Annotated in this window: 20 protein-coding genes; 17 read left to right on the top strand and 3 right to left on the bottom strand. The window is 68.6% G+C overall.

Going from position 1 to position 22,595, the window contains the following annotated elements; genetic code table 11:
* Window positions 1–2: 2 nt before the first annotated feature.
* Window positions 3–1,670 carry an alpha-glucosidase gene (locus tag DFP88_RS01060; protein WP_110812595.1) on the top strand — a complete coding sequence of 556 codons (1,668 nt, stop codon included), beginning with the start codon at window positions 3–5 and terminating at the stop codon, window positions 1,668–1,670.
* Window positions 1,671–1,674: 4 nt separating this feature from the next.
* On the opposite strand, the gene DFP88_RS01055 is transcribed toward DFP88_RS01060, so the two are convergent.
* Window positions 1,675–2,679 carry a LacI family DNA-binding transcriptional regulator gene (locus tag DFP88_RS01055; protein ID WP_110812594.1) on the bottom strand — a complete coding sequence of 335 codons (1,005 nt, stop codon included), beginning with the start codon at window positions 2,677–2,679 and terminating at the stop codon, window positions 1,675–1,677.
* A gap of 63 nt (window positions 2,680–2,742) precedes the next feature.
* Entirely contained in the window at window positions 2,743–3,936 is a 1,194-nt protein-coding gene (locus tag DFP88_RS01050; RefSeq protein ID WP_245904625.1) for a nuclear transport factor 2 family protein, read from the bottom strand.
* A 70-nt stretch (window positions 3,937–4,006) separates the two neighbouring features.
* Here DFP88_RS01050 and DFP88_RS16960 point away from each other — a divergent pair, with 70 nt between their 5' ends.
* Both DFP88_RS16960 and DFP88_RS01045 read left to right on the top strand, forming a co-directional pair.
* Window positions 4,007–4,168, top strand: a complete 162-nt coding sequence (locus DFP88_RS16960; protein WP_181418530.1) for a hypothetical protein — start codon at window positions 4,007–4,009, stop codon at window positions 4,166–4,168.
* A complete protein-coding gene (locus DFP88_RS01045) occupies window positions 4,161–5,537 on the top strand; it encodes an amidase (RefSeq protein WP_110812593.1) in 1,377 nt (458 codons plus the stop codon). Before DFP88_RS16960 ends, DFP88_RS01045 begins: the two co-directional genes overlap by 8 nt.
* Here DFP88_RS01045 and hisD read toward each other — a convergent pair.
* Window positions 5,534–6,823, bottom strand: a complete 1,290-nt coding sequence (hisD, locus tag DFP88_RS01040; protein WP_110812592.1) for a histidinol dehydrogenase — start codon at window positions 6,821–6,823, stop codon at window positions 5,534–5,536. The two genes, DFP88_RS01045 and hisD, sit on opposite strands and share 4 nt — an antisense overlap.
* Window positions 6,824–7,124: 301 nt before the next feature.
* On the opposite strand from hisD, the gene DFP88_RS01035 reads away from it, so the two are divergent.
* The 14 genes from DFP88_RS01035 to DFP88_RS00970 all read left to right on the top strand — a co-directional run bounded on the left by DFP88_RS01035 (window position 7,125) and on the right by DFP88_RS00970 (window position 22,592).
* Window positions 7,125–8,126: an ABC transporter ATP-binding protein gene (locus tag DFP88_RS01035; RefSeq protein WP_110812591.1), complete on the top strand. Its 1,002-nt coding sequence runs from the start codon at window positions 7,125–7,127 to the stop codon at window positions 8,124–8,126.
* Entirely contained in the window at window positions 8,126–9,229 is a 1,104-nt protein-coding gene (locus DFP88_RS01030) for an ABC transporter ATP-binding protein (RefSeq protein WP_110812590.1), read from the top strand. Before DFP88_RS01035 ends, DFP88_RS01030 begins: the two co-directional genes overlap by 1 nt.
* A gap of 58 nt (window positions 9,230–9,287) precedes the next feature.
* Complete coding sequence (locus tag DFP88_RS01025) at window positions 9,288–10,802, top strand: ABC transporter substrate-binding protein (RefSeq protein ID WP_110812589.1); 1,515 nt, start codon at window positions 9,288–9,290, stop codon at window positions 10,800–10,802.
* Between the two features lie 57 nt (window positions 10,803–10,859).
* Window positions 10,860–11,804 (top strand): ABC transporter permease, encoded by a 945-nt coding sequence (locus tag DFP88_RS01020; protein WP_110812588.1) that lies wholly within the window; start codon window positions 10,860–10,862, stop codon window positions 11,802–11,804.
* On the top strand, window positions 11,804–12,703 hold the full coding sequence (locus tag DFP88_RS01015) for an ABC transporter permease (RefSeq protein WP_220032268.1): 900 nt from the start codon (window positions 11,804–11,806) through the stop codon (window positions 12,701–12,703). Before DFP88_RS01020 ends, DFP88_RS01015 begins: the two co-directional genes overlap by 1 nt.
* Before the next feature lie 10 nt (window positions 12,704–12,713).
* Complete coding sequence (locus tag DFP88_RS01010) at window positions 12,714–14,504, top strand: gamma-glutamyltransferase family protein (protein WP_110812587.1); 1,791 nt, start codon at window positions 12,714–12,716, stop codon at window positions 14,502–14,504.
* Window positions 14,505–14,506: 2 nt separating this feature from the next.
* Complete coding sequence (locus DFP88_RS01005) at window positions 14,507–15,262, top strand: DUF1028 domain-containing protein (protein WP_110812586.1); 756 nt, start codon at window positions 14,507–14,509, stop codon at window positions 15,260–15,262.
* A 1-nt stretch (window position 15,263) separates the two neighbouring features.
* Window positions 15,264–16,103, top strand: coding sequence for a sulfite exporter TauE/SafE family protein (locus DFP88_RS01000; protein WP_245904623.1), 840 nt, complete (start codon window positions 15,264–15,266; stop codon window positions 16,101–16,103).
* The gene (locus tag DFP88_RS00995; protein ID WP_110812585.1) at window positions 16,100–16,813 is read left to right on the top strand and encodes a FadR/GntR family transcriptional regulator; all 714 of its coding nucleotides are present in this window, start codon (window positions 16,100–16,102) and stop codon (window positions 16,811–16,813) included. The genes DFP88_RS01000 and DFP88_RS00995 overlap by 4 nt, the downstream gene beginning before the upstream one ends.
* A gap of 599 nt (window positions 16,814–17,412) precedes the next feature.
* Window positions 17,413–18,540: a transporter substrate-binding protein gene (locus DFP88_RS00990; protein WP_181418529.1), complete on the top strand. Its 1,128-nt coding sequence runs from the start codon at window positions 17,413–17,415 to the stop codon at window positions 18,538–18,540.
* Window positions 18,537–19,127: an ANTAR domain-containing response regulator gene (locus DFP88_RS00985; protein WP_110812583.1), complete on the top strand. Its 591-nt coding sequence runs from the start codon at window positions 18,537–18,539 to the stop codon at window positions 19,125–19,127. The genes DFP88_RS00990 and DFP88_RS00985 overlap by 4 nt, the downstream gene beginning before the upstream one ends.
* On the top strand, window positions 19,124–20,032 hold the full coding sequence (locus tag DFP88_RS00980; protein WP_110812582.1) for an ABC transporter permease: 909 nt from the start codon (window positions 19,124–19,126) through the stop codon (window positions 20,030–20,032). The genes DFP88_RS00985 and DFP88_RS00980 overlap by 4 nt, the downstream gene beginning before the upstream one ends.
* On the top strand, window positions 20,032–20,952 hold the full coding sequence (locus DFP88_RS00975; protein ID WP_110812581.1) for an ABC transporter permease: 921 nt from the start codon (window positions 20,032–20,034) through the stop codon (window positions 20,950–20,952). The genes DFP88_RS00980 and DFP88_RS00975 overlap by 1 nt, the downstream gene beginning before the upstream one ends.
* Before the next feature lie 20 nt (window positions 20,953–20,972).
* Window positions 20,973–22,592 (top strand): ABC transporter substrate-binding protein, encoded by a 1,620-nt coding sequence (locus DFP88_RS00970; RefSeq protein ID WP_110812580.1) that lies wholly within the window; start codon window positions 20,973–20,975, stop codon window positions 22,590–22,592.
* Window positions 22,593–22,595: the final 3 nt, after the last annotated feature.

The following is a 22,595-nucleotide window of genomic DNA, read 5'->3' as shown; positions in this document are numbered from 1 at the left end:
CCATGACGACAGATAGGGTGAACGGCATCGCGCGCGCCTGGTGGAAGGAGGCCGTGGCCTACCAGATCTACCCGCGCAGCTTCATGGACGGCAACGGCGACGGGATCGGCGACCTCGCCGGGATCACCGCGCGGCTGGACCACCTGTCGGACCTCGGCGTCGACGTGATCTGGCTTTCCCCGCATTACGACAGCCCGGACCGCGACAACGGCTATGACATCCGCGACTACCGCGCCGTGTCGGAAAAATTCGGCAGCATGGAGGAGTTCGACGCGCTGCTGGCGGGGCTGCATGCGCGGGGGATGAAGCTGCTGGTGGACCTCGTGGTCAATCACACCTCGGATCAGCACGCCTGGTTCGCGGAAAGCCGCGCCAGCCGCGATGCGCAGAAGCGCGATTGGTACATCTGGGCCGATCCCGCCCCCGGCGGCGGCCCGCCGAACGACTGGCCCAGCTTCTTCTCCACCCCCGCCTGGAGCTGGGACGAGGCGACGGGCCAGTACTACCTGCACCTCTTCGCGCCCGAGCAGCCGGATCTGAACTGGGAGAACCCCGCGGTGCGCGGCGCAGTCTGGGACCTCATGCGCTTCTGGCTCGACAAGGGCGTCGACGGCTTCCGCATGGACGTGATCCCCTTCATCTCCAAGACGCCCGGCTTTCCGCCGATCCCCGAGGGGGGCACGCCGCAGAAGCATTATGCCGAGGGGCCGCATCTGCACGACTACCTGCGCGAGATGCGCACCGAGGTGCTGTCGCAGTACGACGTGATGACGGTGGGCGAGGGCAATGGCCTCGACCAGGCGCAGATGCGGCGGATGGTCGATGCCCGGCGCGGCGAGCTGGACATGATCTTCCAGTTCGACGTGGTGGAGTTCGACCGTGGCGAGGGCGGCTGGCCCCGCGACTGGACCCTGCCGGAGTTCAAGGCGATCTTCGCCCGGCAGGCCGCCAGCATGGACGCGCATGGCTGGACCACGGTCTACCTTGCCAATCACGACACCACCCGCCCGGTCAGCCGCTACGGCGACGACGCGCCGGGCTGGCGCGTTCCCTCTGCCAAGGCGTTGATGACCCTGCTGCTGACGCAGGTCGGCACGCCCTTCCTCTACCAGGGCGACGAGATCGGGATGACGAACTTCCCCTTCACCGCGATCGCGCAGTTCGACGACATCGCCGTGCGCAATGCCTGGGCCCGCGCGCAGAAGGCCGGCACCGCCGACGAGGCGCAGTTCCTCGCCCGCCTCAACCGGACCAGCCGCGACCATACGCGCACGCCGATGCAATGGGACGGGGGGCCGGGGGCCGGCTTCACCAGCGGGCAGCCATGGCTGGTCATCAACCCGAACGCGGAGGCGGTCAATGTCGCCGCCGACCGCGCCGACCCGAAGGGCATCTACGACTGGACCCGCGCGATGATCGCCCTGCGCCATGCCGAACCCGCGCTGGTTTACGGCGGCTACCGCGACCTTGCGCCGAATCACCCTGCCCTCTTCGCCTATGCGCGCGAAATCGGCGAAGGGGGTCTGTGCGTGGTGCTGAACATGGCGCGCGAGCCGCAGCGCTTCGCCCTGCCGCGCGCGGCAGAGCCGGTCATGGCCTCGGGCGCCGATCTGGAAGGGCGGGAGATCCGGCTGGACGGCTGGGGCGCCTGTATCTGCCGCTGGAGCTGAGGGATCAGGCGCGGCGAGTGGTGCCGCGCTCGACCAGCTCGGGCGGGATGCGGCGCTTGCGCGGGGTGTCCCCCTCCTCGCCCTCGATCGCGGCGATGAGGTCGGCCACCGCGCCTTCGACCATCAGGTCGCGCCGCTGCCGGATCGTCGTCAGGTCGAAGCTGGGCCAGGCGGCCATCGGCACGTCGTCGAAACCGACCACGGCGACATCCTCGGGCACCCGCAGGCGGAACTCGTGGCGGATCACGTCGAGCGCGGCGAAGGCCATGTGATCGTCCGCCGCGAAGATCGCGTCGGGTCGGTCCGCCATCAGCGCCCGCGTCGCCTCTGCCGCCTGGGCATAATGGTAGTTGCCCACCGCGCGGGCGCTGATGGACTGCCCGGCCTCGGCCAGCGCCTCGGTAAAGCCCTGTTCGCGCTCGATCTGGGTCTGCGCCTCCTCGAAGCCGGCGAGATGGCCGATGCGCCGCGCGCCGCCGGCCAGCAGCACCTGCGCGGCAAGGCGCCCGCCCTCGATGTTGTCCGAGGTGACGGCCCGCAGCCCCGTCGCGGGCTGATCGCGGTTGAACAGCAGCACCGGGATCGACAGCGCGGCGCAGCGCTCTGCCAGGACCGAGCTGACGGAGACCGAGACCATGACGATGGCATCGACGCGGTAATCGAGGATGTCCTGCACCACCGGCCCGACATCGCCCACCGTGCGCTGCGCCATGAACAGCAGCACGTGGTAGCCCTGCGCCTGCAGCGCGACGGACAGCTTTTCCACCACCTCGGGATAGAACTGGTTCTCGAGGTAATGGACCACCAGCCCGACGATCCGGCTGCGCCCGGTGATCAGCGAGCGTGCCAGAACGTTGGGCCGATAGCCCAGCGTGTCAGAAGCCTCGCGGATCTTCTCGGCCATGCGGGCCGAGACCGAGGCGCCGGGCGTGAAGTAGCGCGAGACAGCGGACTGGCTGACGCCGGCAAGGCGCGCCACGTCCACGGATGTCACCGGTCTGTCCGCCATGTCCGTCCTCGCCGCCAATCTCGTCAGGCGCCCAGCATAGCGGCACCGGCGGCGAGGAACAGGTCACTCCGCCAGGGCCGAGGGCCGATCCGCAAGCTGCGCCATCTTGACCTGCACCAGCATCGACAGCTCGTCATAGACCGTCCAGTCGTCGACGATGCGCCCGTCCTTGTAGTGCAGATGGGTGATGCCCATGACCTGCACCCGCTTGCCGGTCGGATCGCCGAAGCTTTCGATGCCGCCGTAGCCCAGGTGATGCCCCTCCATGATCCAGCGCACGGCGACCTTGGTGCCGCCCTCGTCGCAGGGGGTCGAGCAGATGTGCTGCGGCGCGAATTGCGCGTCGGGCAAGGATCCCACGAGGCCGATGGTCTGATGCATGACCGATGTGACGCCATACAGCTCCTTCATCAGGGGGCCGTGGTACTGCGCGGTCGGCGCGTATTCGGCGCGGATGCGGCCGAACATCTTGCGATTGTAGACCTGGTGCATCCAGTCCAGCACCCGCCGCTCGAGGTCGGTGGAGGCGAGGCTGAGGTCCGCCTCCTCCGCGGGGGGGTACTGGCCCAGCATCGCCCCCGTCTCGCCGATATCGAGCGAGTTGACGCCCTGCGACAGCTTCGCGGTCGCGATCCTCTCGGCCCAGGCCTGCGGATCGAGGCCAAGCTGCTTCACGATGGCCATCTGGTCGGCCACGACCCATTCGCGATAGATCTTGTTCTGGTAGATCATGCAGTCCGCGATGGTGCGGCTGACGAAGGGGCGGCCACTGGCCGGGCCGAAATGCCCGTTCTGCGTATAGCGCCCCGAGCCGGTGACGAGATGCGAGGTATAGAACCCCTCGCGGTCGTCGCCGCCCCAGACCACCTGCGTCGCCATCCCGCGCCGCTCGGGGAAGGAGACGAGGCGCTGGATCGTGTCGCGCACGACCTCTTCGCGGGTGTAGAGCGCGCCCATGGTGCCATAAAGGACGCAGTTATGCGTGTAATGGGTATAGATCAGGCCCACGTCGCGCTCGTCCCAGATCTTGTGGGTGCAGCGGACGATGTAGTCGACGATGTCGGTGTAGCAGTCGTCAAAGCCCTGCATCGACTGCGCGCGCGGGCGATCCGTCGGCACCAGATCGGTGAAATCGCGCCGCTCGCTTTGCAGCACCTTTGCCTCAGGCGCCGCGCCCAGCGCCTGCGGCCTTGCCTGCTGCGCCGCCTCGCCCATGGGCCCCTCGGCCTTGTCCTGACCTGCCATCGCGTCCCTCATCGAGCTGTGCCTCTTTCCCCGACCCTACCGGATGTGCATACGTATTCAAGTGCTTTGCGAGGAGTGTTCCATGCCCGATCCCGCGCCCCTTTCGGACCAGGACACCCTGGCCGCCGCCCTTGCCGAGCTCGGCATCGCGCCGCCGCCAGCGGAGGTCGCGGCCGCCCTGCCCGCGGCCCTGTCGCTGCGCGAGACGGCGCGGCGGCTGCGGGCGGAGGCCGGCGATGACTGATCCGCTCGACACGCCCCTCGCCGAGCAGGCGCTGGCCCTGCGGCAGGGCGCGCTCACGGCGCCGGCGCTGATGCAGGCGGCGCTGGACCGGATTGCGGCGCGCGATCCCGGTATCGGCGCCGTGGCCTATCTGGACGCAGGCGGCGCGATGCAGGCGGCAGAGGCGGCCCAGGCGGCGCTGGACGCAGGCGAAGCGGTCGGGCCGCTGCACGGCCTGCCGCTGGGCGTGAAGGACATCGTCGATGTCGCAGGCCAGCCGGGCACCTTCGGCTCCGCTTCCGTCGATCCGGTGCCGGCGGCGCGCGATGCCGAGGCCGTGGCCCGTCTGCGCGCGGCGGGCGCGATCCCGCTGGCCAAGCTGGTGACCTACGAGTTTGCCCTGACCGGCCCGGCCTGGGATCAGCCGCATCCCCCGGCGCGCAACCCATGGAACGGGGCGCATATCACCGGCGGCTCCTCCTCCGGCTCTGCCGCAGCGGTGGCGGGCGGGCTGCTGCGCGGCGCGGTGGGCACCGATACCGGCGGCTCGATCCGCAGCCCCGCGGCCTATTGCGGGGTGACCGGGCTGAAGCCGACGCGCGGGCTGGTGCCGGCGGAGGGGGCCTTCCCCCTCTCGCCGCACCTCGACTGCGTTGGGCCCCTCGCCGCGACCCCGGCAGAGGCCGCGCTGCTGCTGGAGGTGATGGCGGGCCGCCCGGTGACGGAGCGGCTGGGGCAGGACCCGACCGGGCTGCGCATCGGCTATGCCCGCGGCTGGCTGGAGGATGCGGCGGCGCATCCGGCGCTGCTGCCGGCCCTCGATGATGCGGTGGGGCTGCTGTCGCGGCTGGGGATGCCGGTCGTGCTGGCCGATCTGCCGCCCTATGCGCCCTACGAGGAGGCCGCGAGTGTGATCCTTCAGGCCGAGGCGCTGGAGGTGCATGCCCCCCGCCTCGCGCAGCATTACGACCGCTACGGCCGCGATGCCCGCGCCAACCTGATCAGCGGCGCGCTGCTGACGCCCGAGGATCTTGCCGCCGCACGGCAGGTGGCAAAGGGGCTGACGGCGGCGATGGACGCGGCCCTCGCCCCCTTCGACGTGCTGATCTGCGCGACGACGCTGGGACCGGCCCTGCCCTTCTCGGCCTTCGAGGGGGGCGCGGTCTGGACGCCGATGCGCACCTTCCCCTTCAACCTGACGGGCCATCCCGCGATCTCGGTGCCCTGCGGGCTGGCAGAGGGGCTGCCGCTGGGCCTGCAGATCATCGGCCGCCCCGGCGAGGAGGCGCGGCTGTGCCAGATCGCCCAGGCCTTTTTCGAGGCCTCGCTGCCGCTGGCCCCGCCCCTGCCCCCGATGCCACCTCGGGGGCAGGACAGCGGCGCGCCCTAGCCCTGCATCCGGTCGAGCCGCAGCTGCGCGGCGCGGCGGTGGCCTTCCAGCCGCTCGGTCGCGGCCTGCCGCGCGGCGGGCGGGGCGACGGCGGCGACGCCCTCGGGCGTCAGCCACTGGTGCGTCACGGTCTTGAGATAGCTGCCGACCCAGAGCCCGCCGGTATAGCGCCCCGCCGCCATGGTCGGCAGCGTGTGGTTCGTGCCCGAGCACTTGTCGGAATAGACCACGCTCGACAGCTCTCCGATGAAGAGAGAGCCATAGTGCGACAGCTTCTTCGCCATGGCCTTGGGATCGAGCGTATGCACCTGCAGATGCTCGGCCGCGATGATGTCGGAATAGGCAATCATCGCCGCCTCGTCCGACACGAGGGCGATCTCGCCGAAGTCGCGCCAGGCGGCGCCCGCCGTCTCGGCGGTGGACAGATCGCCAAGCTGGCGCTCGACCTCGGCCAGCACCGCCTCGGCCAGGGGGCGATGGGTGGTGATCAGACCGACGCGGGTGCGCACGTCATGCTCTGCCTGGGCCAGAAGATCGGTCGCGATCATCTCGGCATCGCCGGTCTCGTCGGCGAGGATGAAGATCTCGGAGGGGCCGGCCAGCTGGTCGATGCCGACGGGGCCGAAGACCTGCCGCTTGGCCTCGTTCACGAAGGCATTGCCGGGGCCGACGATCTTGTCGACGCGCGGCACGGTCTCTGTGCCCAGCGCCATGGCGGCGATGGCCTGCGCCCCGCCGATGCGGAAGATGCGGTCCGCCCCGGCAAGGTGGCAGCCGGCCACCATCGCCTCGTGCGCGTTTGGCGGCAGACAGGCGATGACCTCGCCCACGCCGGCGACCTTGGCCGGCACGATGGTCATGATCGGCGCCGAGAGCAGCGGGTAGCGCCCGCCCGGCACGTAGCAGCCGACGCGTTCGAGCGGGATGTTGCGGTGGCCCAGATGCACGCCGGGCAGCACCTCGACCTCTATCTCGGTGAGAGAGCCGAGCTGTGCCTCGGCGAAGCGGCGGACATTGGCGATGGCGAACTCGGTATCGGCCCGCGTCTGCGGATCGAGCGCATCGAGCGCCGCCTCGCGCTGCGCGGCAGTCACCTCGAAGCTGTCGAGATCGGCCTTGTCGAAGCGGATGGAATAGTCGCGGACCGCGGCGTCGCCTTCGGCCCGGACGCGCGCGATCACCTCGGCGACCAGCTCTGCGGTGCGGCTGTCGTCCTCGGCGATGCTGCGCCCCGGCGCCTTGAGGTACTCTGCCCCGGCGGGCGGCTGGTTGCTCTGCGCGGTCATGTCACCTGTCCCTGCTGTCTTCACGGGGGCAGCTTACGGCGATTGCATACGATTGCAATATCGTGAGAGCGGAGCGGTTTCGCGCCCTCTGCGCCCTGCACCCCGGCCCCCCTGCGAAGCCATGGTTAGGAGGCGCGGGACTGCGCTGCTGCCCGCCAGCCAAATGCGCTCTGCCCAATCGATAGGCAGAGGTGACAAATTCCATGCACAAATCTCCGTGATGCATTCCGAATTGGCGGGCGGCATTGACGTAAGAAAGTTGCCGGATACGGTCGAAACCAATCAATGAATGGTTTGAACATTGGTCACGCCCTCCACCACATCCGCTCCGCTGCTCGACGTGCGCGCGCTCAGCCTCGGCTTCGGCGCCTCGCAGACCGACCTTCTTAAGGGCCTGCGCTACTCCGTCGCCCCGGGCGAGACGCTGTGCATCGTGGGCGAGTCGGGCTGCGGCAAAAGCGTGAGCTCGCTCGCGATCATGGGCCTGCTGCCGAAGGGCGCGGCAACCATTACCGAGGCCGACATCCAGTTCCGCGGGGCGCCCTACGACTTGTCGGATACCGCCGCGCTGCGGCGCCACCGCGGCGCCGATATCGCGATGATCTTCCAGGAGCCGATGACCTCGCTGAACCCGGCCTTTCGGGTTGGCGACCAGATCGCCGAGGCCGTGCGCGCCCATAGGCCGGTCTCCGAGGCGCAGGCCCGCGACCGCGCGGTCGAGATGCTGGGCCGCGTCGGCATCCCGGCGCCCGAGGCGCGGATGAGCGAATACCCGCACCAGCTTTCGGGCGGCATGCGCCAGCGCGTGATGATCGCGATGGCGCTGGCCAACGATCCCGCGCTGCTGATCGCGGACGAGCCGACGACCGCGCTCGACGTCACGATCCAGTCGCAGATCCTGGACCTGATCCGCGACCTGCAGGCCGAGACCGGCATGGGCACGATCATGATCACCCACGATCTGGGCGTGGTGGCCGAGATCGCCGACAAGGTCGCGGTGATGTACGCCGGAACAATCGTCGAATCCGGCCCGGCCGAGGCGATCTTCAACGACCCCCAGCATCCCTACACGATTGGCCTGATGTCCTCGATGCCGCGGCTGACCGGCCCGCGCGAGCGGCTGGCGACCGTGCCGGGCACCGTCCCGACGATCGAGACGATGCCGAAGGGCTGCCGCTTCTCGACCCGCTGCCCCTTCGCGCAGCCGCTTTGCGCCGAAGAGCCGCCCAGCCGCGACTTCGGCGGAGGCCACCACGCGCTGTGCCACTTCGCCCCCCTCAACGACTGGCTGGAGCCCGGCTGATGCCCGAACCGATCCTCGAGGCGCTGAACCTCACCCGGCATTTCAAGATCGGCGGCTCGCTCTTCGCGAAGCCCAAGGTGCTGCGGGCCGTGGAGGATGTCTCGCTCTCGGTCCGGCAGGGCGAGACCCTCGCCATCGTGGGCGAGTCGGGCTGCGGGAAATCGACGCTGGCCCGGATGCTCATGCGCCTGATCGAGCCGACCTCGGGCCAGATGACCTTCGAGGGGCGCCAGATCGACAGGGCCAAGGGGCGCGCCCTGACGGAACTGCGCCGTGACATGCAGTTCATCTTTCAGGACCCCTTCAGCTCGCTCAACCCGCGCATGACCGTCGGGCGCCTCGTGGGCGAGCCGCTGGAGACCCATGCCCCAGAGATGTCCGCCAAGGACCGCCGCGCCAAGGTTTCGGAGCTTCTGGCGCAGGTCGGGCTGCGGCCCGAGCATGCGGACCGCTACCCGCACGAGTTCTCGGGCGGGCAGCGCCAGCGCATCGGCATCGCCCGCGCCCTCGCCTCCGGGCCGAAGCTGATCATCGGGGACGAGCCGGTCTCGGCGCTGGATGTCAGCGTGCAGGCGCAGGTGATCAACCTGCTGGCGGACCTGCGCGATGCGCTGGGCCTGACGCTGGTGGTGATCGCCCACGACCTTGCCGTGATCCGCCACATGAGCGACCGGGTCGCGGTCATGTACCTCGGCTCGGTGGTCGAGGAAGGCCCGACGGACGAGATCTTCGCCTCGCCCCGCCACCCCTACACGCGCGCCCTCCTCTCGGCGATCCCGGTGGCCGAGCATGGCCGCGCCCGCCACCAGATCGCCCTGACCGGCGAGATGCCGAGCCCGCTCGACCCGCCCTCGGGCTGCCGCTTTCACACCCGCTGCCCCTTCGCGCGCGAGGCCTGCCGGGCCGATGTGCCGGCGCTGCGCGTGACCGACACCGCGCCCGGCCACCGCGCCGCCTGCCACTTCTTCGAGGAGATCGCGGCAGAGGCCCCCCTGCCCCGGGCCACCGAAGGCAGCGGCCGCACCGCTGCGGCCCAGGCGCGCTTTGCCATGTACGCCGATGCGCTTGCCGGGGGCACGCTGCGCCCGCGCGAGACGGCCTGACAATCCAAGAACCGCTCGGCCAAGGGCGGCACGACCCAACACAAGGAGACATGTTGCAATGACACTTACACGCATGACGCTTGCCGCGGCGCTACTGGGCGCGACGGCGATCGGCGCGCAGGCCCAGGATCTGCGGATCGCGCTGCAATCGGATGCCGATGTGCTCGACCCGGACCAGTCGCGCACCTTCGTGGGCCGGATCGTCTATACCTCGCTTTGCGACAAGCTGGTCGACATCACCCCCGATCTCGAGATCATCCCCCAGCTCGCCACCGGGTGGGAATGGTCCGAGGACAACACCTCGGTCACCTTCACCCTGCGCGAGGACGCGAGCTTCCACGACGGCACGCCCTTCAACGCCGAGGCCGTGGCCGCCAATATCGAGCGCAGCCAGACGCTCGAGGAAAGCCGCCGCAAGTCCGAGCTGGCCTCGATCACCGGCACCGAGGTGCTGGGCGAATACGAAATCCGCCTCGACCTGTCCGGGCCGGACGCCACGCTGCTGGCGCAGCTGGCCGACCGTGCCGGAATGATGATCTCGCCCGCCGCCGCCGAAGAGGCGGGCGCCGATTTCGGGCTGAACCCCGTCTGCTCGGGCCCCTATGCCTTCGAGGAGCGGATCGCCCAGGACCGCATCGTGCTGAGCAAGTTCGACGATTACTGGAACGCCGACGAGTACCACTTCGACACCGTCACCTTCCTGCCGATCCCGGACACCACCGTGCGTCTGGCGAACCTGCAGTCGGGCGATATCGACATCCTCGAGCGCCTTGCCGCGACGGATCTGGCGCAGGTCGAGGCCGATGGCGGCATCAATGTCGAGAGTGCCGTCTCGCTGGGCTACCAGGGCATCACCTTCAACGTCGGCAACGGCGAGCGGGCGGATACCCCCTGGGGCCAGGATTCGCGCCTGCGCCGGGCGCTGAGCCTCGCCATCGGACGCGACATCATCAACCAGGTCGTCTTCGAAGGCGCCGCCGCGCCGGGCAACCAGCCCTTCCCGCCGAACTCGCCCTGGTACGACGCGGATTACCCCGTCCCCGAGCGCGACGTTGAGGCCGCCCGCGCCCTGCTGGAAGAGGCCGGCTACGGCGACGGCATCACGCTTGAGGTGCAGGTGCCCAACACCAACGTGCCGCTGCAGCTGATGCAGGTCGTGCAGTCCATGGTCTCCGAAGCCGGCATCACCATCGAAATCACCTCGAAGGAGTTCGCGACCCAGCTGCAGGACCAGACTGCCGGCGACTACACGGCAAGCCAGGTCGGCTGGTCGGGCCGCGTCGATCCCGATGGCAACATCCACCAGTTCGTCACCACCGACGGCGGGATCAACGACTCGGGCTATTCCAACGAAGAGGTCGACCGCCTTCTCGACGAGGCCCGCGCCTCGAACGACCAGGCCGAGCGGAAGGAGCTTTATGACCAGGCCCGCGACATCCTGAACGAGGATGCGCCGCTGGTGTACCTCTACCACGAGACCTGGACCTGGGCGATCGACGACGCGATCGAAGGCTTCGTGCCCTACCCCGACGGGATGATCCGCCTCAGCGGCGTCACCAAGACCGAGGGCTAAACCCCTCCCGGCCCCGCGTGCTGCGCGCGGGGCCGACACCCGATGCAGAGAGCCGCCATGCTGTCCTTCATCCTTCGCCGCCTGCTGGTCGCGATCCCGACGATCATCCTGATCTCGATCTTCGTCTTCGCGCTGCAGAAGCTGCTGCCGGGCGATCCGGTCCTTGCCATGGCCGGAGAGGAGCGTGACCCCGCGACCATCGAATTCCTGCGCGAGAAGTACCGGCTGAACGACCCGCTTCCGGTTCAGTATTTCACATGGATCGGCAATGCCCTGATCGGCGATCTCGGCATCTCGCTGCGCACCAACCAGCCGGTTCTCGAGCTGATCGGTGAGAAGCTGCCGGTGACGATCCAGCTTGCGACCATGGCGATGATCTTCGCGCTGGTCATCGGCATCCCGGCGGGCATCCTCTCGGCGATCAAGAAGGGCACGGTCACCGATTACATCGCCAACGTCGTGGCGCTGTCGGGCCTGTCGATCCCGAACTTCTGGCTGGGGATCATGCTGATCCTGCTGGTTTCGGTGAAATGGCAGCTTCTGCCGGCCTCGGGTTACGTGCCCTTCGACGAGGATCCGCTGCGCTCGATCCAGGTGATGATCATGCCCGCCTTCGTGCTGGGCACGGCGCTGGCCGCGACGCTGATGCGGCACACCCGCTCGGCCATGCTGACGGTGCTGACATCGGACTACGTGCGCACCGCGCGCGCCAAGGGCCTCAAGGAGCGGCGGGTGATCCTGAAACACGCCTTCCGGAACGCGCTGACGCCCATCGTCACCCTGTCGGCCCTGCTCTTCGGAGAGCTGATCGCCGGCGCCGTGCTGACCGAGCAGATCTTCACCGTGCCGGGCTTCGGCAAGCTAATCGTCGATGCCGTCTTCAACCGCGACTACGCCGTGGTGCAGGGCATCGTCCTCGTCACCGCCGTGGGCTTCATCGTGATGAACCTCTTTGCGGATGTCGCCTACGTCCTTCTCAACCCGCGTCTGAGGAAGCAGTGATGGCCCAAACCGCGACCCCGATGACCGTCGACGCCGAAAGCGCGAACGACCCGGTCCTCGACCGCCGCCCCGAGAACCGCGTGTGGAAGAAGTTCCGCACCCATCGCTCTGCCATGCTGGGCGGTGTTCTGGTGGCCTTCTTCGTGATCATCGCCATGCTGGCCCCCGTGCTTCCGATCGCCGATCCCACCGCGACCGACTGGGGCGCGGTGCGGCAGGCGCCCTCGCTGGTGCATCCCTTAGGCACGGACGAGATCGGGCGTGACGTGCTGGCGCGGATGATCTGGGGGGCCCAGGCCTCGCTCCTCGCGGGGGTGGTCTCGGTCGCCATTGCCGTCGCCGTCGGCGTGCCGCTGGGCATCGTGGCGGGCTATTTCGGCGGCTGGACCGATGCCGTGATCTCGCGCTGCACCGAGGCCCTGCTCGCCGCGCCCTTCCTGATCCTCGCCATCGCGCTCGCGGCCTTCCTCGGGCCCTCGCTGACCAATGCGATGATCGCCATCGGCATCTCGGCGACGCCGCTCTTCGTGCGGCTGACCCGCGGCCAGGTGCTGAGCGTCGCGGCCGAGGATTACGTCGACAGCGCCCGCGCCATCGGCCTGCCGACGCGCAAGATCCTCGCCCGCTACATCTTTCCCAACATCCTGCCGCCGGTGCTGGTGCAGGCCACGCTGACCATCGCCACGGCGATCATCGCCGAGGCCTCGCTCTCCTTCCTTGGCCTTGGGCAGCAGCCGCCCGCACCCTCCTGGGGGTCGATGCTGAACACGGCGAAGAACTTCCTCAGCCAAGCGCCCTGGATGGCGCTTTACCCCGGCATCGCGATCTTCCTCGTGGTGCTCGGCTTCAACCTTCTGGGCGACGGGCTGCGCGACGCGCTCGATCCCCGCGAACAATGACAGAGGCTTCATGACCGACTTCACGACCCGTCCGGATATCCGCGGCACCTTCGGCGTCGTCACCTCGACGCATTGGATCGCCTCGGCCGTCGGGATGGCCATCCTCGAGAAGGGCGGCAATGCCTTCGACGCCGCCGTCGCCACCGGCCTGACCCTGCAGATCGTCGAGCCGCATCTGAACGGCCCGGCGGGCGATCTGCCCGTGGTCTTTCACAGCGCCGAGACCGGCCCCGGCGTCGTCGCGGCGCAGGGCGTGGCGCCGCAGGCCGCCACCATCGCGCATTACAAGGCGCAAGGCATCGAGCTGATCCCGGGATCGGGCCTTCTGTCCACGGTCGTGCCCGGCGCCTTCGACGGCTGGATGCTGATGCTGCGCGAACATGGCACCCTGACCCTGCGCGACGTGATGGCGCCCGCCATCGGCTATGCCCGCGACGGCCATCCGATGCTGCCGCGCGTGGCTGACACCATCGGCGGGCTGGCCGAGTACTTCGCCGCCGAATGGCCGACCTCGGCGGCGGTCTGGACCCCCGGCGGCAAGGCGCCCGAAGCGCATGCCCTTTTCCGCAACCCCGACCTCGCCGCGACCTACCAGCGCCTCGTCGAGACGGGCGAGGCCGCGGGCGAGGACCGCATTGCCCAGATCGACGCTGCCCGCGGCGCATGGGCCGAAGGCTTCGTCGCCGAGGCGATCTTCGACTACCTGAAGGACGCCGAGGTCCACGACGTGTCCGAGCGCAAGAACCGCGCCGTCCTCGCCCCCGAGGACATGGCGGGCTGGCGCGCCGAGATCGAGCCGACGCTGTCCTACGACTACGAGGGCTGGACGCTGCACAAGACCGGCCCCTGGGGCCAGGGCCCGGTCCTTCTGCAATCGCTGGCGATCCTCAAGCACTTCGACCTCGCCGCGATGGACCCGATGGGGCCGGAGTTCGTGCATACGGTCATCGAGGCGATGAAACTCTCCTACGCCGACCGCGAGGCCTATTACGGCGATCCCGTTCACAGCGAAGTGCCGATGGAGCACCTGCTGTCCGAGGCCTACAACGCCGAGCGCGCGAAACTCATCGGCCACGACGCCTCGACCGAACAGCGCCCCGGCCGCGTTCCCGGCTTCGAGCATCAGGCCGAGGCCTATATCGCCCGCGCCGCCCGCGATTTCGGCGTGGCAGAGGTCGGCGCGCAGGAGCCGACCATGGCGCATCTGACCGACAGGAAAGGCGATACCGTCCATCTCGACGTGATCGACCGCTGGGGCAACTGCGTCTCGGCCACGCCCTCGGGCGGCTGGCTGCAGTCGAACCCGGTGATCCCCGGCCTCGGCTTTGCGCTGAACTCGCGCGCGCAGATGTTCTGGCTGGAGGAGGGTCTGCCGACCTCCCTCGCCCCGGGCCGCCGCCCCCGCACCACGCTGACGCCGACGCTGGCCGAGCATCGCGACGGCACGCGGCTGGTCTTCGGTACGCCCGGCGGCGACCAGCAGGACCAGTGGCAGCTGATCTGGTTCCTGCGCTTCGTCCATCACGGGCTGGGGATGCAGGCGGGCATGGATGCGCCGCTGTTCCATTCGATGCATTTTCAGGGGTCCTTCTTCCCCCGCGCGGTCAAGCCCGCCGAGATGATGATCGAGCCGAATGTCGGCGAGGATTGCATCACTGCCCTGCGCGCGCGCGGACACCGGGTGACGGTTGCCGCGCCCTGGACGGTCGGGCGGCTGACCGCCGCGCGGCGCCTGCCCGACGGCAGCCTGACGGCGGCGGCCACACCGCGCCTGATGCAGGCCTATGCGATCGGACGCTGAGGATGACCTATTCGATCATCGCCCGCGACGCCCGGACCGGGGAAATCGGCATCGCCGTCGCCTCTCGTTTCTTCGCCTGCGGCGCCATCGTGCCCCATGTCGGCGCAACTTCGGCCGTCGCCACGCAGGCCTTCGTCAACCCGCTTTGGGGGATCGAGGGGCTGTCTCGCCTCGAGGCCGGAGAGGCGGCGGAGACGGTGCTTGCCGATCTCGTCCAGCGTGACGGCGGCCAGGCGATCCGGCAGTGCCACATGCTCGACGCCGAGGGCCGCTTCGCCGCCCATACCGGCGCGGGTTGTGTCGACTGGTGCGGTCACCTGACGGGCGAGGCGCATTCCGTCGCCGGCAACATGCTGACCGGCCCCGAGGTGGTGCAGGCGACCTTCGACGCCTACGAGGAGGCGCGCGATCTGCCCCTGCCCGACCGGCTGCTCCATGCCATGCGCGCGGGCGAAGAGGCCGGCGGCGACAAGCGCGGGCGGCAGGCGGCGGGGCTGAAGATCAACCGCGGCGAGCGCTATGCCGTGCTCGACCTGCGGGTAGACGATCACGCCGATCCGCTGGCCGAGCTTGCCCGCCTGCTCGAGGTCTCGCGCGAGCGCTACGTCCACGTCGCGGATAGCTTCGCCACCTCGGACAACTTCTCCGGCAGCACGGATCGCGCCCCCATCGACGCGGCCATAAGGGCGGCGGAGGAGCGGCGGCGCGCGGCGGGCCGGCCCAGCCTGTCGCAGGCAACGGACACGGCGGAGGCCTGACGTGGAAGACCAGCTTTCGGCCCTTTTCGCCACCATCGCCCTGCCCGCCCTCGCCGCGGGCATCTGCGGCGGCATCCTCGCCGGGCTTCTGGGCGTCGGCGGCGGCATCGTCATCGTCCCCGCCCTCTACTTCGCCCTGTCCCTGACGGGGATGGATGCCGGGCAGGTGATGCAGCTTTCCGTGGGCACCTCTCTGGCCACGATCATCTTCACCTCGCTCAGCTCCTCGCTCGGGCATTACCGGCGCGGCGCCATCGACTTCGACCTGCTCAAGCTCTGGGGGCCCTCGATCCTCGTCGGGGTGGTCATCGGCGGCGTGCTCGGCGGCATCGTCTCGGGGCTGGCGCTGATCGCGGTCTTTGCCGTGGTGGCGCTTGTTGTCGCGCTCGACATGATCCTGCGCGGCGGCGGAGAGATCGACAGCCCGCGCAGCTTTTCCAAGCCCCTCTGGGCGGTCTTCGGCGTCATCGCCGGCGCCATCTCGGCGATGATGGGGATCGGCGGCGGCACCGTCTGCGTGCCGCTCCTGAGCTTTCTCGGCTACGAGATCCGCCGCGCCGTCGGCACCTCGGCGGCCATCGGCTTCATCATCGGGCTGCCCGGCGCGATCACCTACGTGCTGACCGGCCTGGGGCAAACCGGGCTGCCGCCGCTGTCCTTCGGCTACGTCAACCTTGCCGCGGCCGCGATCATCATCCCGCTGACGGTGGTCTTCGCGCGGGTCGGGGTCGCCATCGCCCATCGGATCCCGCGCCGCGCCCTGCGCCTGACCTTCGGGCTGTTCCTGCTGATCACCTCCGCCCGCATGGGTCTCGATCTCTACGCGGCCCTGCGGGCATGACCGGGGACGAGGGGCTGGCGCAGAGGCTGAGCAGGCTGATCGCCTCTGGCGCACTGCCCCCCGATGGCCGCCTGCCGCCCGAGAGGGATCTGGCGGACCGCTTCGGCATCAGCCGCGCCAAACTGCGCCAGGCGCTCGAGCGGCTGGAGTGCGACGGGGTGATCTACCGGCGGCAGGGGCGCGGCACCTTCGCCGCGCCGCCGGTGTCGCAGGGATCGAGCACCCTGTCGCGCATCGCCCGCGAGGCGACGCCGCAGGACATCATGGAGGTGCGCCTCGAGATCGAGCCCGCCCTCGCCGCCCATGCCGCCGCCCGGGCGCGCAGCGAGGATCTGGCGCGGCTGGAGCAGTTGATGCTGGCGACCATCGACCAGTCCGAGCGCGCCGCCTACGAGATCGCCGACGACATCTTCCACTACAACATCGCGGTTGCCGCCAGAAATCCGCTCTTTCTCGAGATGTACGAGTCGCTCCGCACGGTCAGGAAACTCGCCACCTGGGGCGAGGTCCGCCGCGAGAGTCACACGCCCGACGTCATGGCCCGCTTCGGCGAGCAGCACCGCGCCCTCTTCGCGGCGATATCCTGCAGGGACGGCCATGGGGCGGCCCAGCTGATGGAAGAGCATCTTCTGGACGTGAACCGGACGGTGATGCGCGGGGCCAAGCGAACGGCTTTGCCCGGCGCCGCTGCCCCGGACGCCGGCAGCTGAGCCCGGCGCGCGGGACGGGCGGCGGCCCCTTGGGGCCGTCATAGGGGACGGTCGATGAGTCCCTTACGGAACCTGTGCAACAGGGCCTGTTCAGGCAAAGGAAATTGGGGGGCTGGGCCGCTGACCCATATGGGATAGGTTGACGAATGCCCCGAGTGACTGCCCCGACAGGCCGCCTTCAGCGCTGTTGACGCCCGAGCCGGCTGACAGCGACACCCGCAGAACAACGGCGTTGCGCTATTCCGCTTGAAGCGCACTTCCCCCTTTCCCGGTTGAGGTCATGCGACTGGTTCGATCTCAGCGCGACCCAGGCGACGGATTGCCGCAGGATCTGGTTTCGGTCTTTAGCGGCGGCTCAGCGTCGCGAAGTCAGGCACAGCCTCATGGCTCCGCAAGATCGGTGGTCATTCGCCTCAGTTCGGCGATTACGAAACAGGCACTCGCGTATTCGCCCAAAGGGGCCCTTCGCGTCGCTGGACAACCCGGCACCTTCGCCGCAGCCTGATTTCACATGGTCGCATCGATCGACCCAGGCAATCGGGCCTCGCATGCCACCGGATCTCCGGTGGGGCGGGGCCTTTTTCGTTTCCGGGGGGCACGTGTCCTACAAACTTGGTCTGATCTTCTCGACGACAGGCAGCTACGCCGCCCTGGGACAGAGCGCGTTCGCCGGCGCGCTGGGGGCCATCGACAAGGTCGCGCGCGCAAGCGGGATCGAGATCGAGCCGGTCATTCGCGATCCGGGTGGCGATCCCGCCCTCTACGCGGCAATGACGTCCGAGCTGCTCGATGCGGGTGTGCGCAACATCATCGGAGCGATCACCTCGTGGAGCCGCAAGGACATGATCCCGATCCTCGAACGCAAGGGCGGGCTGCTGTGGTACCCCTGCCCCTACGAGGGGTTCGAGTGCAATGATCACGTGGTCTACCTCGGGGCCGCGCCAAACCACCATGTCGTGCCAGCCATCGACTGGATCGCGTCGCAGCGCATGTCGCGCGCCTACCTCGTCGGTTCGAATTACGTCTGGGGATGGGAGACGTTGCGGCTGGCGCGCGACCGTCTGCAGGCCTACGGGATCGAGGTGGTCGGCGAACGCTTCATCGCGCTGGGCTCGGACCAGCACGACCACGTTATCGACGAGATCACGGCCCTTTCGCCCGACTGCGTGGTCAACAGTCTGATCGGACCGTCCAGCGTCGGCTTCGTCCGCAGCCTTGGCGCGCGTGACAGGTCCCGGCAAGGTAAGGCGGGTCACCTGATCAGCTTCAACCAGACCGAAGCCGATCTGGACGAACTGGGCGCTCACGCCGATGGGCTGCTCTCGGTCGGCAGCTTCTTCGCGGAGGATGCCGACCCTGCCCTGTGTGCCGTTGCGCGCGCCCATGCGCCCAATGGCCGGGTCTCGGCCTTTCTCGCGACGGCACATGCGGCGGTTGAGATCTTCGCCGACTCCGTCACACGCGCCGGAACAGACGCCCCAGAGGCCGTCTTCCGCGCGGCGAGCATGGCGCCGGTGAGCACCGCGCTCGGTGCGATCAGTATCGATCCGGTCATGCGTCACGCCGCCCTCGCGCCCAGGGTGGCCATCGCGCGCGATGGACGGTTTCGCGTGATCGAACGCGCCACCGCGCCTGTTGCCGCCGATCCCTACCTGTCGCGCCAGGGTCTGCCTGTCGTCGACCGCCGCCGTCCTGTTCCGCGGCCACAACTGAGGATCGTGAAATGATCGATGTCCCTCAGCACAACTTCGCCGGACGGTCTGCTCTGATCCTGCACCGCTCGGACGATGCGATCGCGCGGGTGGTCGAACGTTGCGACAGGCTCGGCATTAGCGCGGCGGGACACCGTCGCGACCTGCCCACCGCCGAGGCCATGGCCGCCGACATGGTCGTGATCGACGTCGACACCGGCCATGACGCCGCCCTGCCCTGGCCGGCAGGCGAAGCGCCGATGCCGGTGATAGGCCTGATCGGATCAGAAAGTCCCGGCCGGCTTGGCTGGGCCCTGCGTCAGAACGTCGACGCGTTCCTTCCCCTCTCGGCGCTAGGCAACCTGTTCTCGGCACTGGTCATCGCCCATGCCACTTTCGAGCGGCGTCAGGACCTTGCGCGGGAGCGGGCCGAGGTCGCGCATCTGCGGGCCGGCCGTCTCGACGTGGTACGCGCGGTGATCGCCCTGGCCGCAGATGGCGAGAACGAGGCGCTGGCGCTGAAACAGCTGCGCACGATGGCAATGGTCGGCCGGACATCGCTGGAGGACGCGGCGCGCGCGGTCCTGGCGGCGGGCCAGACACACCGAAAGGGCCAGCGATGAACGCGGCCCTCGATCCGGTGGTCGGTCCCGCGACGCGCCCACGCCGCAGCGGCGCGCGCGAGGTGCTGCGCCAGCTGATGCGGCGCCCCCGCGCGGCCTTCGGCATGGTCATCATCGCGGCCATGTTCCTCGCCGCCCTCTTCGCACCGTGGCTGATGCCGGCGGATCCTTTCGAGCAAAGCTTTGACGGGCTTGATCTGATGGGCGGCCCCCTCCCGCCGGGCGGCGTCTACGTTCTGGGCACGGATTTGCTGGGCCGCGACCTCGCCTCGCGCTTGATCCTTGGCACGCGCACGTCGCTCATCATCGGCGTGCTGGCCAATGGCATCGCCGTCCTTCTTGGCGCGGGAGTCGGCATCACGGCGGGATATTTCGGCGGCTGGACCGCAACGATCCTGATGCGCTTCACCGATCTGATGATGGCCTTCCCGGCGCTGCTGCTCGCCATCGTGCTGGCCGCGATATTCCAGCCATCGCTGCTGATCGTGGCGCTGGTGATAGCCATGGTGAACTGGGTGCAGATGAGCCGGGTGATCTACACCGAAACCCGCAGCCTGACCGAGCGCGAGTTCATACAGGTTCAGCGCTCGATCGGGTCGGGGCCGATCCGCATCCTCTTCAGGCACCTGCTGCCACACCTGCTGCCGTCGATCATCGTCTTCGGGACGCTGGGCATTTCCACGACCGTGCTGCTGGAGGCAACGCTCAGCTACCTTGGCGTCGGGGTACAGCCGCCGATGCCGTCCTGGGGCAACATCATCTTCGAGAACCAGACCTACTTCTCGACGGCGCCCTGGCTGGTGTTCTTCCCCGGCCTGCTGATCGTGCTGCTGGCACTGGCCTTCAACCTGGTGGGGGACGCCCTGCGCGACATCCTCGATCCGACATTGCAGGGGCGGCACTGATGTGGGGCTACCTCCTGCGGCGCCTGTTCGAGAGCGCGCTGATCCTGCTCGGGATTACCTTCGTCACCTTCGTGCTGCTCTATCTCGTACCCGCCGATCCCGCTCGGCAGATCGCCGGACGCTCGGCCACCGCGGCGACGGTCGACAACATCCGCAATCAGCTGGGGCTGAACGATCCGCTGGTCGTCCAGTACTGGCGCTACCTGACCGGACTTGCCCAGGGCGACATGGGCCGGTCCTACCTACAGCGGGCCGAGGTCTCGTCGCTGATCGCGTCACGCCTGCCGGCAAGCCTGCTGCTGATGGTTTCGGCCATCGTAACCGAGCTGATCATGGGCCTGACGATCGGCGTGGTCGCGGCACTGCGCCGCAACCGGCCCGTGGACCATTCCTTGATGATCTTCTCCTTCGTGGCGATTTCGGCCCCGCAATTCGTGATCGGCATCCTGCTGCTCTACGTCTTTGCCGTGCAGCTTGGATGGTTCCCGATCGGCGGCTACGGCACCTTCGCGCACTTGGTCCTGCCTTCGATCACCCTCGGGCTGCTGGGGGCGGGCTGGTACAGCCGGATGATGCGCTCCTCGATGATCGAGGTGCTCAACCAGGACCTGGTGCGGACCGCGCGGGCCAAGGGCCTGTCAAAGCTGCGGATCGTCGCCGGCCACGTCATGCCGAACGCGATCCTGCCGATCATCGCGATGATCGGCATCGATATCGGCCTGTTCATGTCGGGGATCGTCGTCGTCGAAAGCGTGTTCGGCTGGCCCGGCATCGGCCAGCTGGCATGGCAGGCGATCCAGCGCATCGACATCCCCGTGATCATGGGCGTCACCATGGTCTCGGCCACCGCCATCGTGCTCGGCAACCTGATCGCCGATCTGGTCGCCCCGCTCATCGACCCCCGCATCAAGACCAAGTGACCAACAGTGGAGAAAGACCAATGAAGACGATCCTTCTTTCCGGAATCGCCGGGTTCGCCTTGGCAGCCTCGGGTGCGCTTGCGCAGGTGGACGAAGACGCACCGCAGGGCGGCGAAATGGCCGTGACCTATCAGGACGACGTGGCGACGCTCGACCCCGCCATCGGCTACGATTGGCAGAACTGGTCGATGATCAAGTCGCTGTTCGACGGGCTGATGGGGTACGAGCCGGGCACCACGACCCTGCGCAACGAACTGGCCGAAAGCTACGACGTCAGCGAGGACGGCCTGACCCACACCTTTGTCCTCAAGGACGGGATCAAGTTTCACAACGGACGCGAAATTACCGCCGAGGACGTGAAATACTCGCTCGAGCGCGTCACGAACCCCGAGACGCGCAGTCCCGGCGCGGGCTTCTTCGGCATGATCGAAGGCTTCGACAGCTGGAACACGGGTGAGGGAGAGGGCCTGTCCGGCGTGTCTGTCATCGACGACAAGACGGTTGAGATCACCCTGTCGCGCCCGGATGCTACCTTTGGCCATGTCATGGCGCTGAACTTCGCCTCCATCGTGCCGCAGGAAGCCGTCGAAGAGGCAGGCGAGGATTTCGGCCGACAGCCCGTTGGCTCGGGCGCCTTCCGGCTGGCCGAGTGGACGCCCGGACAGCAGCTCGTCTTCGAACGGTTCGAGGAGTATCACCGCGCAGGCGTGCCGAAGCTGGACAGCGTCACCTTCAACATCGGCCTCGATCCCACGGTGGCGCTCCTGCGCATCCAGAACGGCGACGCCGACATTCCGGGCGACGGGATCCCGCCGGCACAGTTCCTGCAAGTCACCGGCGACGCCGCCTATGACGACCAGATCGTCGAGGGCGGTCAGCTGCAGACCGGCTACATCACGATGAACACGCAGATGGCGCCCTTCGACGACGTCGAAGTGCGCCGGGCGATGAACATGGCGATCAACAAGGACCGCATCGTCCAGATGATCAACAACCGCGCGGTGCCGGCGAACCAGCCCCTGCCCCCGACCATGCCGGGCTATGACGCGGATTACGAAGGCTATGCCTACGACCCCGAGGCCGCGCGCCAGATGCTCGCCGATGCCGGCTTCCCCGACGGGTTCGAGACCGAGCTTTACGTGATGAACGTCGACCCCAACCCGCGCATTGCCCAGGCCATCCAGCAGGACCTGAGCGAGATCGGCGTCACCGCCCAGATCCGCAGCCTCGCACAGGCCAACGTCATCGCCGCCGGCGGCGAGGCAGATCAGGCGCCGATGATCTGGTCGGGCGGCATGGCCTGGATCGCGGACTTCCCCGATCCGTCGAACTTCTACGGCCCGATCCTGGGCTGCGCGGGCGCGACGCCGGGTGGCTGGAACTGGTCCTGGTATTGCAACGAGGACATCGACGCCCGTGCGACCGAGGCCGACGCGATGGTCGGCGAGGCGGCGGCGCGCGAGGATGCCTGGCGGCAGATCTACGTCGACATCATGGCGGACGCGCCCTGGGTGCCGGTCTTCAACGAGCAGCGCTTCACCCTGCATTCCGACAACGTCGCGGGCGACGACAGCCTGTTCGTGGACCCCGTCCACATCCCGGTGAACTACGACTACATCTACGCGACCGAGGCGCAGTAGCCC

This window comes from Pseudoroseicyclus aestuarii, assembly GCF_003217255.1.
Classification (GTDB): domain Bacteria; phylum Pseudomonadota; class Alphaproteobacteria; order Rhodobacterales; family Rhodobacteraceae; genus Pseudoroseicyclus; species Pseudoroseicyclus aestuarii.
This window is presented reverse-complemented; position numbering and strand designations above follow the sequence as displayed.